Source organism: Marinobacter changyiensis (genome assembly GCF_009193265.1).
In the GTDB taxonomy this organism is placed as follows: domain Bacteria; phylum Pseudomonadota; class Gammaproteobacteria; order Pseudomonadales; family Oleiphilaceae; genus Marinobacter; species Marinobacter changyiensis.
In genome coordinates, this window is sequence record NZ_VZZZ01000001.1 from 301,164 (window position 1) to 314,648 (window position 13,485).

Consider the following 13,485-nt stretch of genomic DNA (forward strand, 5'->3'; position numbering starts at 1 on the left):
CTGAATACGCCTTTGTTCGAGTGCATCAACTCAAGGCACGGGAGAACAGCGCTATGAGTGGTTTCATCGTCAGGCACTACCGCTACAACCCGGAACAGGATGAAGTACCTTACAATCAGGATGTCGAGGTTGACGACGAATTCCGGAACCGGATGGTGCTGGATGTACTTGAGCACCTGAAAACCCGGGATGCCACATTGGTCTTCCGGCGCTCCTGCCGGGAAGGCGTTTGTGGTTCGGATGGACTCAACATCAACGGTCGCAATGGTCTGGGCTGCATTACACGGATCGCGGACGCCCTGGGCAGGAAAGACGTTCTGGAGATTCGCCCGCTGCCGGGTATGCCGGTGATCCGGGACCTGGTCGTCGACCAGTCACTGTACTTCAAACAGTATGAACGGGTGCAGCCATGGCTGATCAACGATACGCCCGATCCTGCAATTGAAAGACTGCAGAATCACTTCCAGTAGTTGTTGGCCGGAGACATAGTCAGCTCGTTCCGAAAGCTCCACAAACCTCTGGCAAGAGCAAAACCATTTAAACCCAGTATACATTTATTATCAATACATCTTTATGGGGAGGTTCATTAACCAAAGAGCCCCACGCCTCACAACTCACCGTCAAGAATAAAATGACGCAAGGCCACAGCGTTGTTGTGCCGGGTATCCTTGGCGGCAAATACCAGGGTGATCCGTCCGTGGGCTTCAAGATATGTTCGAAGTTTTTCAAGGTCTTCTGCTGCATCCTCCTTTTTGAGTTCGTCAAGGTAACGCTTCCGGAACTCCGACCATTTATCCGGATCGTGACCGAACCACTTCCGCAGTTCGGTGGATGGCGCCAACCCTTTCAGCCAGCAGCTTATATCGGCATCTTTTTTGGCAACCCCCCGGGGCCAGATGCGGTCCACAAGCACTCGTGGGCCGTCTGAGCGGGCGGGGTTCTCGTAGGCTCGTTTCAGTCGGATGTCCATAGTTCCCTCACTATATGAACGCAGTGTCCCCGAGCCTACGCCCTGGTTTCCAGGCGTGCAAAAATCGGGTTGAGGATCAGGTTTGTGAACGATTGCACCCCTCAGGAACAGGTGGCAGGGTCGAGCCCAGTATTTCCACGGACCTGACAGCGAATCCATTTGCGCTTTTCCCGACCCCGGGTCAGCTTCATCTGGCATCCTTTCCAATGTCAGAATCATCGTGCAACAAGACACCACCCTGACCACTCCCCGGGTTGTCATCCCCAACAAACCCGGCTTCAACACAGCGTTACTTATCTGACGCTGGGCCTGCGTTCACGCCTGGCTCAGCGACCTCTGAAAATTCCCTTATTCCGATACCGGAGATAACCATGTCCGCTTTACCTGCTATTACCGTTGCCGAAGAAGACTACAACCGTCTTTCTGCGCTGCTGGAGAAGACCAACGACACCAACGACGTCGCTGAAAGCATGGAAGATGAGCTCAGCCGCGCCGATCTGCGGCCAGCGTTACGCGCCCGGAGTAACTGGGGAGCCGTCCATGAATAGCAGTTATAGCTCTTGACAAATCCGCTCATAAGCGATGTTATTTGAGGGCAGTTTTTTAGTCTTTTAACCTGATCGTCGGAAATACCCGGATCCAGGAACAGCATCCGGGACTTATCATCAGGAGGATGAAATGGATGCTCTGGTCACTTTTTTGTCCGACATCAGTTGGCACAACATCCTTGCCACAATACTTCGAATATTGGTCGTCCTGATAGCTGCCTGGATTGCAATGCGCCTTCTCCGCCGGGGCTTGCAGCGCCTCGAACAGCGGCTGGCACTTCACACCCGGAAAGAAGGCGAGCCACTGACCGAGTCGGCCAAGCGCATTGACACCTTGATCCGGCTTTTACGCCAGGGCATCTACCTGGTTCTATGGATAATTGTAGTCCTGCTGATTCTCAGACAAGCTGGCATTGATATTACGCCGCTGCTGGCGGGCGCTGGCATCATTGGCCTTGCGGTGGGCTTCGGGGCCCAGAGCCTTGTGAAGGATCTGATTTCCGGTTTTTTCTTCCTCCTGGAAAATCAGGTCCGGGTCGGTGATGTCGCCATGATTAACGGCACCGGAGGTCTGGTTGAAGCCATCAACTTCCGGACCATCATTCTCCGGGATTTATCCGGAACTGTGCACATTTTTCCCAATGGCCATGTCACAACCTTGGCGAACATGACACAGGGATGGTCTGCCTACGTGTTTGACCTGGGGGTGGCCTACAAGGAAGACACGGATAAAGTCGTGGATATCATCAACCAGGTTGGCGCAGAAATGAAGGCAGACCCGGCCTACGGGCGCTTCATGCTGGATGAACTGCCGGAGCTGTTTGGGGTGGATAAATTCGGCGATTCGGCTGTCGTCATCAAAGGCCGCATAAAAACCACACCCATTAAACAATGGGAACTTGGCCGGGAGTTCCTTCGTCGTATCAAGAAAGCATTCGACGATCAGGGTGTGGAAATTCCCTTTCCTCATCGCACACTTTACATGGGCGATGCCAGCAAACCCTTCGACATCAGAGCCTCGCAAAAATAAATCGACTCCTGGTGAGTTCACCGTGGAACGCCACATTCGCGGCAAATGGGCCTGGCCAACTACCGTCAGGCACTCTGCGCGATTCTTGTAGATCCTGGCTGGGCGAGCGTGCCAATCCCTGACCGCCAGTAGCATCGCTGCTATTTTGTGTTTAAACCTGCAAAATAAAAGGAATCATTCAAAATGACCGTTATAACCGGAAAATTCCTGGCAACCTTACTGTTGGGCCTGGCAGTTTCAACCAGTTCACTGGCGGCGGAACCTGTCACCCCGAAACTCACTGACAAACTGAGCCAGCTGCTTCAGAAGGAAATGAGGGCGGTGCAGGGGGGCATGGCATCCATCCATTCCGCCATGGTCATGGGACAGCATGAGAGTGTTGCAGCGAACGCCCAACAGATTCATAACAGCTTTATCCTGCAACAGGAACTGAGCGAGCAGGATCGCAAAGATCTGATGTCGGCGGTCCCGGAGGGTTTTATCAAGCTGGACAAGGAGTTCCACAAACTCGCGGCTTCACTGGCCGAAGCGGGCAGAAACGAAGACACAAAAGAACAGCACAAGCTATTCAGCAAAATGACAGGCAACTGTATTCAGTGCCACAGCAAATACGTATCTGATCGTTTCCCTGGCGTTAAATCGTCTGGGAACTAATCGAGGGAAAGCGCCCGGGGCAACACAGCACGGCGGATATCAAAGGCGTCCTTACAGAAAGACAAGGCCTCGTAACTGGTGGCAGAGCCCCGACCAGACAGGTGACAGGGCACACGAGTTCCATAACTATCTCCGCTGGCCAGATGGAGACAAGGTTACCGGCATTCCGCATCCACTGTCTTGATCATTATCAGCGGGTTAGCCTGTCAGATAATCCGTGAGAACCGCTGGCTCGCACCCTCCTTTCGGTACAGATCAAAAATCTGGCAGATGGCCCGGATCAGCAACCGGCCGGCGGGCTGAACCCGCAGCGCGTTACCGTCGTCCGCGATCAGCTCATCCTGAATCATCGGTTTCAGGCGATTCAGTTCATCGGTGAAGTAGCTATCCAGGCGTTCCCCCCATTCATTGGCAAACAGCTTGCGATCCAGCCTGAACTGGCAGATCAGCTGACCGATGACCCAGCGGCGGATGCGGTCATCACGAGTGAGATTAATGCCCCTGGTGATGGCAAGCTGGCCGGAATCAATCGCCGCTTCCCAGGAAGGCAGATCATGGTTGTTCTGGAAATAGGCATCGTCGGTCTGGCCAATGGCCGACACACCCAGGGACACCAGATCGCATTCAGAATGAGTGGTGTAACCCTGGAAGTTCCGGTGCAGTCGGCCTTCCCGCTGGGCCACTGCCAGGCTGTCGTCCGGTTTGGCGAAGTGGTCCATACCGATGTATTCGTAACCTGCCTCCAGCAACCGGTTGATGGTGTTGTGCAGGATGATGAGTTTCTGCTGGGGCGTGGGTAGCGTGTCCGCCAGAAGCCGGGTTTGCGGGTAGAACCGGTCCGGCAGGTGGGCGTAGCTGAACACGGAAAGCCGATCCGGCGACATCTCGATCACCGCTTCCAGGGTTTCGGCAAAGCTCTCCGGGGTCTGGTGCGGCAGACCGTAGATCAGGTCCAGGTTAATGGAACGGAAGCCGAGTCGGCGGGCTTCGCTCAGCACGGCTTCGGTCATTTCCCGGGGCTGGATGCGATTCACCGCCTTCTGCACCTTTGGATTCACATCCTGTACACCCAGGCTGATGCGGTTGAAGCCCAGGTCCCAGAGTGTTGGCAGGGTATCCTGGTCCACTTCTCGGGGGTCGATCTCCACGCTGTAGTCCCGGTCATCACCACTCTGCAGGTTGAACAGTTCCCCGTAGCCGGCCATCAGATGTTCCATCACATCCTTCGGCAGGAAGGTGGGGGTGCCGCCACCCCAGTGCAACTGTTTCACAGGCCGGTTTGCACCGAACAGTCGGGACTGGATTGCGGCTTCCTGGAGCACACGCTCCACGTAAGGCATGGCCTTGTCGCGCTTCTTGGTGATCACCTTGTTACAGGCGCAGTAATAGCAGAGATGGGCGCAGAACGGCAGGTGGGTATAGAGTGACAAAGGCCGGTCGCTGACCTTGCTGCGCCCGGCCGCCAACACCATTTCTTCCACCGGATAGTTCTGGTTGAACTCCACTGCCGTCGGGTAGGAGGTGTAGCGCGGGCCACTGAGGTCGTAGCGGCGGATCAGCGCTTCGTCCCAGATGAATTCCGGGAGGGTCGATTCTATGGTTTTCGATGCGGGGGTGGCGGTCATAATAAGAGCTCTGGTGTCAAAACCGGGGTCATCCTTGAATTGCCGGCATTCTGGGCCATTCCAACGCTTCGCATGTTGATGCGGGTCAGTTGACCGATGATTTCAGTTTACCAGTCCACTGTATGAACCACCCTTGGGCTCTTGGCGTATGCTTGCTACCCCTTATGGGGGGCATTTGGTGTTCGGCACCCCCTCCACTCACCTGACTATTCTGTCAGTCCGCCAACCAAACAACGGAGCCTACCTTCTGCCATGGCAAACCTGATTCTGATTCTCGGTGACCAATTGACCACCGATATAAGCGCACTGGAAGACGCTGACCGAAAGCGGGACCGGGTCGTGATGGCGGAGGTCCATGATGAAGCCAGTTACACCAATCACCACAAGAAGAAAATCGTGCTGCTGTTCAGTGCCATGCGCCACTTTGCTAAAAAGCTGCAAGACGATGGCTGGCAGGTGCATTACCAGGCTTACCATCCGGACAATAATGATCAGAGCCTGGAGGCCGTCGTCGCCAGTCAGCTCGTAGAGACCGGCGCGGACAGAGTGATCACCACCGAATGCGGCGAATGGCGACTGCATGAGCAGATCGGTCAGTGGCATGAACGGCTTGGGGTGCCGGTGGAGATCCGTCCGGATAGCCGCTTTATCGCCAGCAAACAGGAATTTGCGGACTGGGCAGAAGGGCGCAAGCAGCTTCGAATGGAGTTTTTCTACCGGGAGATGCGGCGGAAAACCGGTTTGATGATGACTTCCGAGGGCAAGCCCGAGGGTGGCCAGTGGAACTTCGACGCCGATAATCGCCGCAAGTGGACTGGCAAGCCTCCGGCTCCTGCTCCTTTCCGGGTGGAACCGGATGAGGTGACCCGGGAGGTGATCGATCTGGTGGAGAAGCACTTTGCAGATCATTTCGGCACTACGGAGGACTTCCATTTTGCTGTGACGCCGGAAGATGCGGAGCAGGCGCTGGACTACTTTATCGACTTCGCCCTGCCCTGTTTCGGTGACTTCCAGGACGCCATGTCCGATGACGAGGACTGGCTGTTCCACTCCATTCTCTCGCCATACATCAATTGCGGCCTGCTGGATCCTTTGGCCGTATGCGAAGCCGCCGACCGGGCCTGGCACGCAGGGTGGGCGCCGATCAATGCGGTGGAGGGGTTTATCCGGCAGATTCTGGGCTGGCGGGAGTTTGTGCGGGGCATCTACTGGCTGAACATGCCGGGGTATGCGCAGGAAAACCGGCTCGGCAATACCCGCGCCCTGCCCTGGTTCTACTGGACCGGGGAAACGAAGATGCGCTGCATGCACAAAGCCATTGATGCCACCCGCCGCAACGCCTACGCCCATCATATCCAGCGGTTGATGGTCACCGGTAACTTTGCGCTGCTGGCCGGCGTCAAGCCGGAGGAGATCTGTGACTGGTATCTGGCAGTGTACGCCGATGCCTATGACTGGGTAGAGCTACCCAACGTGCTCGGCATGGTGATGCACGCTGATGGCGGCTACCTCGGCTCCAAGCCCTATGCGGCCAGCGGCAAATACATTCAGCGGATGTCCGACCATTGCCGCAACTGCCATTACAAGGTGAACAAGGCCACAGAAGAGGATGCCTGCCCGTTCAATGCCCTGTACTGGCACTTTATCGATCGACATCGGGATGATTTTGCCAACAATCCACGTATGGGCATGATGTACCGGAACTGGGACAAGCAAAAACCGGAAAGGCGACAGGCGCTGCGCCAGCGTGCCGATGACTTGCTGGCGCGGCTGGAACAGCTCTGACAGTGGTAGCTCAAGGCAGCTATCGCTGTTTGACTAGCCTCGCTACCAGCAGCGTCAATCCTGCCAGGGCAACTGCAATCAGCATTGGCCATACCAGTGCCCACAGCTGATAAGGTGCCGGCAACCAGACCGGTGACTTGACCAGCCCTTCAACCTCCCAGGGCATCCACCAGAAAGCGACAAGACTCACGCCAACAGACGCCAGCCATCCCGCCGCCAGCATTGGCGGGTTTCGGCGGTTTTCAAGTTTGCCTCCAAGCGTCCACAAATATCGCAACACCAGTAGCAGGGTGGCCACCGCCCCGGCAGTCATCAGCGGAGACAGGTAACCGGCAAGAGCAAAATCCAGCGGGTCTTCCGATAGGCCTTCTTTCATGGCCAGTTTGGCGAGCGCACCGCTGGTAAACGGCAACCCGGCCAGGGACAAACCGGGCAAGGCAATCAATAGCCAGACAGCCGCCCGGCGCATTATCCCTGCCGGCAGCGACACCCCCGCAGACAGGAACAGGCTGCCCTTGGCCAGACCATGGTGGAGGGCGTACAGGGCAATGACGGAAAACAGCACGGGTGCGCGCCCGGGGTCCGCCATTGCCGCACCCACCATCAGCACCATCAACCCCATCTGGCTGATACTGGAATAGGCCAGTACCGCCTTGGGTATACGCTGACAAACGCCCAATACAGCGGCTCCGATGGCCGCCACGGCGCCCGCCACAATCATCAGGGCACCCCACCCGGGCAAGGCGGTTTCACCAAACGGCAGGGTGACCAGCCAACCTAGTAACCCGGCTTTTATCATCGCGCCGCTGAGTACCGCACTGGCGGGTGTGGGTGCCACAGGATGGGCCAGTGGGAGCCAGAAATGCAGCAGTGGTAACCCGGCCTTGACCCCGAAACCGGCCACCAGCAGCGCAATTATCAGATCCCGTTGTGACGCGCTGGCGACGGCCGCTGGCAGGTCTGTGAGCAGTTGGCTGTCGGCAGCGGCAGACGCCAGCAGCAATCCTGCCAGAATGGCCATTTCACCCAATACCGCCATCACCAGATAGACGCGCCCGGCGTAGGTCGCCTCATCCGTTCCCTCATGCACCACCAGGCCATAGCCGGCGAAGGTCATTAATGCGAAGAAGCTGTAGAAGCTGCCAACATCCACGGCCACCGTCAGCCCCAGATTACCCGCCAGAGTCAGCCCCCAGAACACACAGAACCGCCGCCGATGATGATCGCCCAGATACCCCACCGCGTAAATGCCCGCTACCGTCCAGAGTACCGCTGTCAGCAACAGGAACAGCCGGCGTAATTCATCCATCGCCCACAATCCGCCATTGAGCAGCCATGGCAGCTCCAGTTGCCAGCCAGGCTCCGCGCCAAGCGCCAGCATGAGTGCCGGCAGTGGCAGCACGGGCATGACATAGCGCATCGCCCGGGCCCCCTCCGCACGCAGGGCCATCGCCGGATACAGTAACGGCAAGCACACGGCCAGCAGAACCAGAACCGATTCAGGACACATCATGGCGAATATTCCCGCAATACAATCAGTTCAGCCCACGACAGCGGGCTGAACGGCAGCGAGGCCAGCACACCGACCACCACCGTCATTACGGCCGTCAGCAGCGGCGGCCAGAACAGCCAGGCGTTGGTCTCCAGGCGCCCCCAGCGTCGTTCACGGGGCCAGCTACCATTCGGCTCCCGAAACCATAGCCGATGCACTATCGGCAGGAAATAAGCGGCATTGAGCAGGCTACTTAACACCAGCACCGCTATTACCCAATCCATATTGGCCGCCAGCGCTCCGCTGCCCAGGGTCCATTTGGTGATAAAACCAGCCAGCGGCGGCACACCGATCATGCCAAATGCGCCGATAGTAAAGGCCAGGGACGTCCCTGGCATACGTCGGCCGGCGCCGTCCATGTCGTCAATGCGGTGAATACCCAATGTTTCGGCGTAGTTGCCGGCACAGAAAAACAGGGTGATCTTCATGATGCCCTGATGCAGCAAATGCACCAGCCCACCGGCGGCCCCTACCGGTCCGAACAGACAAACCCCGAGAATAATGTAGGACACCTGGCTCACCGTGGAAAACGCCAGCAGACGTTTCAGAGCAACCTGTGACAGCGCCCGGACGGAACCATAAAGCATGGTGAATGCTGCCAGCCAGGCCAGCGGCTCCAGCACGCCGAGAAGCGAGGATGCTTCTATGCCGTAGATGTTATAAACCACCCTCACAATGCCAAAGGCCCCGGCCTTCACCACCGCCACCGCGTGCAAAAGAGCGCTGACCGGGGCCGGCGCCACCATTGCCTGGGGCAGCCAGCCATGGAGTGGAAACACCGCGGCTTTCACCCCCAGCCCGGCCACAAGCAATATGAAAATCAGGATCAGCGACAGATGAATGTCGGCATCAGCGTCGATGAAATGGCCACCTTCTCGAAACGGCAGATCCCCCTCTACCCCGTGCAACCATGCAATCGCCAGCAGCAGCACTGCGCCTCCGGTAAGCGTGTAGATCAAATAAGTCCGCCCCGCTTTCAGGGCCTTTTCTGTGCCCCGGTGCACCACCAGCGGATAGGTGGACAACGTCAGCATTTCGTAGAACAGGAAGAAGGTGAACAGGTTACCCGCCAGAGCAATACCCATCGTGCTGGCAACGCACAGACTGAAAAAACCGAAAAACCGGCTGCGGTTGGGTGAATCCTCGAGATAACCGACGGCGTAAACAGTGGTCAGCAACCAGAGCACTGCTGAAAGGGTTGCAAACATCATCGACAAGGCATCGGCTTTCAGAGCAAACGCCACACCCGGCACCATGGTGAAGCTCACGCCATAGTCCACGCCCCGAAACACGCCCCAGACCATGACAACCACCAAGCCCAGCTTCACGAGGGCGGCGCCGAGGTTCACCGCAGTCCGCAAACGGTAGCCCTTTTCCGGCAAGGCAAAGATCACCAACGCGGCAACCAGCGACGTCATCAGGGCAAACACCGGAAGCCAGGCATTTAATGTCATGGCGAGCCCTCTACTTCGAAAGGCAATGCCATCACTGACAGCACCTGCTCCGACACCAGCCCGAGCCCCAGTGCCAGCAAGGCCAGAATCATCGGGATGACTTCCAGGCTCCTGGCCGGGTGGTAAAACTGATCCGACTCCGGGCTTTCCAGAAATGACGCACGGAAAATCCGGAACACATAGGCCGCAGAAAGCAGGCCACCCACCAACAACACCAGCACCCACCACCACTGACCGCTTTCCAGGCTGGCCTGCAGTAGCAGCCATTTTGCTGCAAACCCACCGGATGGTGGCAGGCTCATCAACGACACCCCGGCCAGTCCGAAGGAGAACAGGGAGAACGGCAGAAAACGACTGACCCCGGCCAGCGCATCAACTCGGCTACTGCCAACGGACAGAATCAGGTTGCCGGCGGCCAGGAACATAGCGGCTTTGGCCAGAGCGTGGCTGATGACCTGTAGCGTAATACCTTGCTGAGCCTGCAAGGATACTGATTCAGACACCGAATACGTCAGCGGGAATAACAGAAACAGGTAACCAATCTGGGCCACGGAAGAATAGGCCACCACCTGTTTCAGCTGCAATTGTCGGCACGCCAGCCAACTGCCCCAGACCACTGCCGCACTGCCCAGCAAGCCGACCAGCTGTGCTGAGACCAGATTACCGAGGGGCTCGCCGAGTTCCAGCCACAATCTGGCCGCGATATAAAAAGATGCCTTCACCACCAGCGCCGACAACAATGCGCTAACCGGAGATTTGGCGATTCCATGGGCCGGGGGCAGCCACTGATGAAGGGGGAACAGTGCGGTTTTCAACGCCAGGCCAGCAATCATCAATGCCAGCGCCAAGCCAGAGCCTGCCGGTACCGGATGTTCGGTAAGCCAGGAAGCTATACCTGCAATGGACAGAGTGCCGAACTGCCCGTACATCAGGGCCACCCCAAGCAGATAAGCCAGCGATCCCAACAGTGCGGCCAACAGATACCGGAGCGAGGCGCGTAATGCGCTGGCCTTGCCACCAAGGGCCACAAGGCCAACAGCGGAGAGACTGATCAGTTCCAGTCCGACATAGAGGTTGAACAGATCGTCACCAAGCCAGACAGCGTTCAGCCCGGACCAGAGAAACCAGAACAAGGGCCAGAAATACCGGTGCCAGGGCTTGTCCGGATCGATGTAGATCCCCGCATGCCAGCCACAGGCACTGGCGACCACGGCGGTCAGCAGCACAAAGGTGACGGCGAGCCCGTCCACCCGCAGCTCGATGCCCAGCGGCGCATCCCAGCCACCCAAACCATAGTAGAAGCCCCCGTCCCGGGCGACGGTCAGCCATAATCCCAACGACACCAGAACCTGAACCAGAATGCCGCCCCAGGTGACCAGCCGGCCCCGGGCAAAATCCGTCAGCAACGTCAGCACCGCCCAGGCCAACGGAGTGAACAACAATCCAGCCATCAACCACAGTGTCATTCCGGACCACCTTCCCGGGAGGTGGTCTCACCCTCAAGGCTGGTCATTCCGGACAGATGGTAATAACGTCGTATCAGTACAATGGCAAGCGCAGTGGCGGCAATGGCCACCACTATGCCGGTAAGCACCAGGGCCTGAGGCACCGGATCCTGCCCGCCCTGGTGCTGGGGTAACCCCACCATCACCAGGAACACGCCAGAACCCATAATATTGAAGGCCAGCAGCTTGCGTAGCAGGTGCGACAGCCGCAATAACCCGAACAGGCCAATACCGCACAACATGGCTCCTACCAGCGCGTACAACAGCGGCGCCGTCATGAGGACGAGCCCTCTTCGGAATCCTCGGCATCATTGACTGGAGCGGATACAAACAACGCCAGCAACACCATGGCAATAGACAGGGTCAGAACCGATTCGATAATCACAATCAGAGTTTTGGTTATCCCCGGCGGATACGCCAGAAAGGCCTCCCCCCCGATGGCACTGGCCACCGCCACCAGCAGAAACACCGTAAAACCCAGCGCCAGGCCCAAACGCAACAGCCGGCCCGGGCGAAGAAATTCCATCGGAATGCCACCCAGGCGCATCAATACCCCAGTGGCAGCAAGCACCGCGCCGGCCTGAAATGCACCCCCGGGCCGGTCAGAACCGGCCCATAGCAGGTAGCCCGCCAGCACCAGCATCAGCGGCACGAACCAGCGCTGCAGGGCGTAGAGCAGCGAATCCGAGGTACGCAGTTCCGGGTCCTCCAGCGTTGCAGTTTTCGCCATGGATATCCCGGCGATGCCGGCAATTACCAGAACGCCGATCTCAAGCAGGGTGTCGTAACTGCGGAAATTCAGCAGCACTGCGGTGACCGGATGCTCCACCCCGCTGCGGTCCAGGTTTTCAGACAGCAGTTGCGGCAGATTCACCGGGCTGGGCTTGTCGGCGATGGTCCAGATGCTAGCCGCCAGAACACCAGTGAACGCAAGGCAAACCACAGCAATAAAAAGAGTTCGCAAAGTCCAGATCACTGCCCGCCGCCTCCCTTCTCCTGAGCTCGCGGACTTACGCTACCGAGGTGGCTGACCGCATCCAACAAGAGCACACCGGTAAGCCCGGCTCCGATAGCCGCTTCCGCCAGGGCAATATCGGGTGCCTGCAACCGGACCCACGCCACCGCCATCAACAGACCAAAGGCAATGAACACCACAACGGCCCGGAACAGATCACGGGACAGCAGTGCTGCGGCGGCTGTTACCAGTAGCGCCACCACCAGCAATCCGTCCAGTAGCCACTCAGTCATGGGATTCCCTCCCTTCAGAACGCCCTCGGTCCTGCGACCGGACGGCCCGGGCAATCAGGTGGGCAGATGTGGCGCTGGCCGCCAGGGCCACCAACCAGATCAGGACCACTTTCATTCCTACGGCCAGTGACGGCACTCCCAGCAGCAGGGCCAACAAGATCAATCCCAGCCCCAGATTATCCACCTTGGTGAGGGCGTGGATTCTAGTGAGAGTATCCGGGAAGCGGAACAACCCCAGGGTGCCTACGGCAAAAAACACGCATCCGGCGATCAGCAGAAACCCCTGAATCAACTGAGTGATCTCCATCACGACTCCTTCCCGTCGATACGCACCACCCGTGTCACGAAACCGACAATGGCCAGCACCGACAGCAACGCCAGAACCAGTGCCACATCTCTCAGTGCCGGTGAAGCCTGGGCCTCGGCCAGAACCAGCAACAGTGCAACCCCGGTGGTGCCAAATAGCTGCGACGCCAGCATACGGTCCGAGGGCGTAGGGCCTATCCAGATCCGCACCAGCGCCACCAGCAAGGTAAGCAGCAGGAAAGCCGCTACAGCGTTCAACATCAGTGTCATTCTTTGCCCCCTGCCCGCGCAGCGCTATCCTCCAGCGACAGGCCGAAAACCCGCGCCACTTTTTGCTCCACGGCTCTCACATCTGCCTCAATCGGATCACGGGTATCCAGGCAGTGCAGGTCCAGTCGCGCCCCGTCAAGGCTGACACTCAGGGTACCAGGCATCAGCGACAACGTATTGGCCAGCAGCCAGCGCGGGCCACCTTCCGGCAAGTTGAGGTGAAAGGTAAGAAAACCGGGACTTACAGGCAGGGAAGGTGACAACAAACGACGGGCAACGTCGATGCCTGCGGTTACGGAGCGGCCCGCAAAAAACAGCACGAAAAGACAGAAGGGCATCGGGCGAATCCGCGCCGTTCCCGGTGGAAAAAGGCGCACAGAGATCGCCGTGACCAGTATGACGATCACCAGACCAAATCCGATTCCGGACGGGTCTCCCTCGGTAAGCGTCCACCACACCAGAAGAAGCAGTATCATCCGGCCAGAAATCGTGGTGACTGTCCTCATTGGTGCCCCTCACCCGGACCTGTAAAAAGCTG

At 58.1% G+C, this 13,485-nt stretch carries 16 protein-coding genes and 1 pseudogene; 5 read left to right on the plus strand and 12 right to left on the minus strand.

The features are described from left to right. Positions 1-53 precede the first annotated feature (53 nt). Positions 54-455, plus strand: a pseudogene (locus F6Y09_RS01545) (2Fe-2S iron-sulfur cluster-binding protein); the annotation flags it as partial. Between the two features lie 152 nt (positions 456-607). Here F6Y09_RS01545 and F6Y09_RS01550 read toward each other — a convergent pair. Then, the gene (locus F6Y09_RS01550; RefSeq protein ID WP_152205170.1) at positions 608-970 is read right to left on the minus strand and encodes a DUF488 domain-containing protein; all 363 of its coding nucleotides are present in this window, start codon (positions 968-970) and stop codon (positions 608-610) included. Positions 971-1,341: 371 nt separating this feature from the next. Between F6Y09_RS01550 and F6Y09_RS01555 the strand changes: the two genes are divergently transcribed. From F6Y09_RS01555 to F6Y09_RS01565, 3 genes are all read left to right on the plus strand, one after another. Continuing rightward, complete coding sequence (locus tag F6Y09_RS01555) at positions 1,342-1,518, plus strand: GreA/GreB family elongation factor (RefSeq protein WP_152205171.1); 177 nt, start codon at positions 1,342-1,344, stop codon at positions 1,516-1,518. Positions 1,519-1,648: 130 nt separating this feature from the next. After that, entirely contained in the window at positions 1,649-2,548 is a 900-nt protein-coding gene (locus tag F6Y09_RS01560) for a mechanosensitive ion channel family protein (RefSeq protein ID WP_152205172.1), read from the plus strand. Between the two features lie 183 nt (positions 2,549-2,731). Then, on the plus strand, positions 2,732-3,202 hold the full coding sequence (locus F6Y09_RS01565) for a cytochrome c (protein WP_152205173.1): 471 nt from the start codon (positions 2,732-2,734) through the stop codon (positions 3,200-3,202). On the opposite strand, the gene F6Y09_RS01570 is transcribed toward F6Y09_RS01565, so the two are convergent. Together F6Y09_RS01570 and hemN are read right to left on the minus strand one after the other, a co-directional pair. Then, positions 3,199-3,315, minus strand: a complete 117-nt coding sequence (locus F6Y09_RS01570; protein WP_246180253.1) for a U32 family peptidase — start codon at positions 3,313-3,315, stop codon at positions 3,199-3,201. The two genes, F6Y09_RS01565 and F6Y09_RS01570, sit on opposite strands and share 4 nt — an antisense overlap. A 93-nt stretch (positions 3,316-3,408) precedes the next feature. Beyond that, entirely contained in the window at positions 3,409-4,827 is a 1,419-nt protein-coding gene (hemN, locus tag F6Y09_RS01575; RefSeq protein WP_152205174.1) for an oxygen-independent coproporphyrinogen III oxidase, read from the minus strand. 252 nt (positions 4,828-5,079) lie between these two features. On the opposite strand from hemN, the gene F6Y09_RS01580 reads away from it, so the two are divergent. Beyond that, complete coding sequence (locus F6Y09_RS01580) at positions 5,080-6,612, plus strand: cryptochrome/photolyase family protein (protein WP_152205175.1); 1,533 nt, start codon at positions 5,080-5,082, stop codon at positions 6,610-6,612. Between the two features lie 19 nt (positions 6,613-6,631). Here the strand turns inward: F6Y09_RS01580 and F6Y09_RS01585 are convergent, their stop codons facing one another. The 9 genes from F6Y09_RS01585 to F6Y09_RS01625 are packed head-to-tail and all read right to left on the minus strand — an operon-like array spanning position 6,632 to position 13,453. Continuing rightward, entirely contained in the window at positions 6,632-8,125 is a 1,494-nt protein-coding gene (locus tag F6Y09_RS01585; RefSeq protein WP_152205176.1) for a complex I subunit 5 family protein, read from the minus strand. Next, positions 8,122-9,618, minus strand: coding sequence for a proton-conducting transporter transmembrane domain-containing protein (locus F6Y09_RS01590; protein ID WP_152205177.1), 1,497 nt, complete (start codon positions 9,616-9,618; stop codon positions 8,122-8,124). Before F6Y09_RS01590 ends, F6Y09_RS01585 begins: the two co-directional genes overlap by 4 nt. Next, positions 9,615-11,084: a complex I subunit 5 family protein gene (locus F6Y09_RS01595; RefSeq protein ID WP_218944082.1), complete on the minus strand. Its 1,470-nt coding sequence runs from the start codon at positions 11,082-11,084 to the stop codon at positions 9,615-9,617. The genes F6Y09_RS01590 and F6Y09_RS01595 overlap by 4 nt, the downstream gene beginning before the upstream one ends. Beyond that, on the minus strand, positions 11,081-11,401 hold the full coding sequence (locus F6Y09_RS01600) for an NADH-quinone oxidoreductase subunit K (RefSeq protein WP_152205178.1): 321 nt from the start codon (positions 11,399-11,401) through the stop codon (positions 11,081-11,083). The genes F6Y09_RS01595 and F6Y09_RS01600 overlap by 4 nt, the downstream gene beginning before the upstream one ends. Continuing rightward, a complete protein-coding gene (locus tag F6Y09_RS01605; protein WP_152205179.1) occupies positions 11,398-12,099 on the minus strand; it encodes an MnhB domain-containing protein in 702 nt (233 codons plus the stop codon). The genes F6Y09_RS01600 and F6Y09_RS01605 overlap by 4 nt, the downstream gene beginning before the upstream one ends. After that, positions 12,096-12,371 carry a Na(+)/H(+) antiporter subunit B gene (locus F6Y09_RS01610; protein WP_152205180.1) on the minus strand — a complete coding sequence of 92 codons (276 nt, stop codon included), beginning with the start codon at positions 12,369-12,371 and terminating at the stop codon, positions 12,096-12,098. Before F6Y09_RS01610 ends, F6Y09_RS01605 begins: the two co-directional genes overlap by 4 nt. Continuing rightward, a complete protein-coding gene (locus F6Y09_RS01615; RefSeq protein ID WP_152205181.1) occupies positions 12,364-12,678 on the minus strand; it encodes a cation:proton antiporter in 315 nt (104 codons plus the stop codon). The genes F6Y09_RS01610 and F6Y09_RS01615 overlap by 8 nt, the downstream gene beginning before the upstream one ends. Beyond that, complete coding sequence (locus F6Y09_RS01620) at positions 12,678-12,947, minus strand: MrpF/PhaF family protein (protein WP_152205182.1); 270 nt, start codon at positions 12,945-12,947, stop codon at positions 12,678-12,680. Before F6Y09_RS01620 ends, F6Y09_RS01615 begins: the two co-directional genes overlap by 1 nt. After that, the gene (locus tag F6Y09_RS01625) at positions 12,944-13,453 is read right to left on the minus strand and encodes a Na+/H+ antiporter subunit E (protein WP_152205183.1); all 510 of its coding nucleotides are present in this window, start codon (positions 13,451-13,453) and stop codon (positions 12,944-12,946) included. The genes F6Y09_RS01620 and F6Y09_RS01625 overlap by 4 nt, the downstream gene beginning before the upstream one ends. Positions 13,454-13,485 lie beyond the last annotated feature (32 nt).

Excerpts from the sequence above, each read along its gene's own strand:
- F6Y09_RS01550 (WP_152205170.1), bottom strand. The coding sequence starts at position 970 with ATGGACATCCGACTGAAACGAGCCTACGAGAACCCCGCCCGCTCAGAC.
- F6Y09_RS01555 (WP_152205171.1), top strand. The coding sequence starts at position 1,342 with ATGTCCGCTTTACCTGCTATTACCGTTGCCGAAGAAGACTACAACCGT.
- F6Y09_RS01560 (WP_152205172.1), top strand. The coding sequence starts at position 1,649 with ATGGATGCTCTGGTCACTTTTTTGTCCGACATCAGTTGGCACAACATC.
- F6Y09_RS01565 (WP_152205173.1), top strand. The coding sequence starts at position 2,732 with ATGACCGTTATAACCGGAAAATTCCTGGCAACCTTACTGTTGGGCCTG.
- hemN (WP_152205174.1), bottom strand. The coding sequence starts at position 4,827 with ATGACCGCCACCCCCGCATCGAAAACCATAGAATCGACCCTCCCGGAA.
- F6Y09_RS01580 (WP_152205175.1), top strand. The coding sequence starts at position 5,080 with ATGGCAAACCTGATTCTGATTCTCGGTGACCAATTGACCACCGATATA.
- F6Y09_RS01585 (WP_152205176.1), bottom strand. The coding sequence starts at position 8,125 with ATGATGTGTCCTGAATCGGTTCTGGTTCTGCTGGCCGTGTGCTTGCCG.
- F6Y09_RS01590 (WP_152205177.1), bottom strand. The coding sequence starts at position 9,618 with ATGACATTAAATGCCTGGCTTCCGGTGTTTGCCCTGATGACGTCGCTG.
- F6Y09_RS01595 (WP_218944082.1), bottom strand. The coding sequence starts at position 11,084 with ATGACACTGTGGTTGATGGCTGGATTGTTGTTCACTCCGTTGGCCTGG.
- F6Y09_RS01600 (WP_152205178.1), bottom strand. The coding sequence starts at position 11,401 with ATGACGGCGCCGCTGTTGTACGCGCTGGTAGGAGCCATGTTGTGCGGT.
- F6Y09_RS01610 (WP_152205180.1), bottom strand. The coding sequence starts at position 12,371 with ATGACTGAGTGGCTACTGGACGGATTGCTGGTGGTGGCGCTACTGGTA.
- F6Y09_RS01615 (WP_152205181.1), bottom strand. The coding sequence starts at position 12,678 with ATGGAGATCACTCAGTTGATTCAGGGGTTTCTGCTGATCGCCGGATGC.
- F6Y09_RS01620 (WP_152205182.1), bottom strand. The coding sequence starts at position 12,947 with ATGACACTGATGTTGAACGCTGTAGCGGCTTTCCTGCTGCTTACCTTG.
- F6Y09_RS01625 (WP_152205183.1), bottom strand. The coding sequence starts at position 13,453 with ATGAGGACAGTCACCACGATTTCTGGCCGGATGATACTGCTTCTTCTG.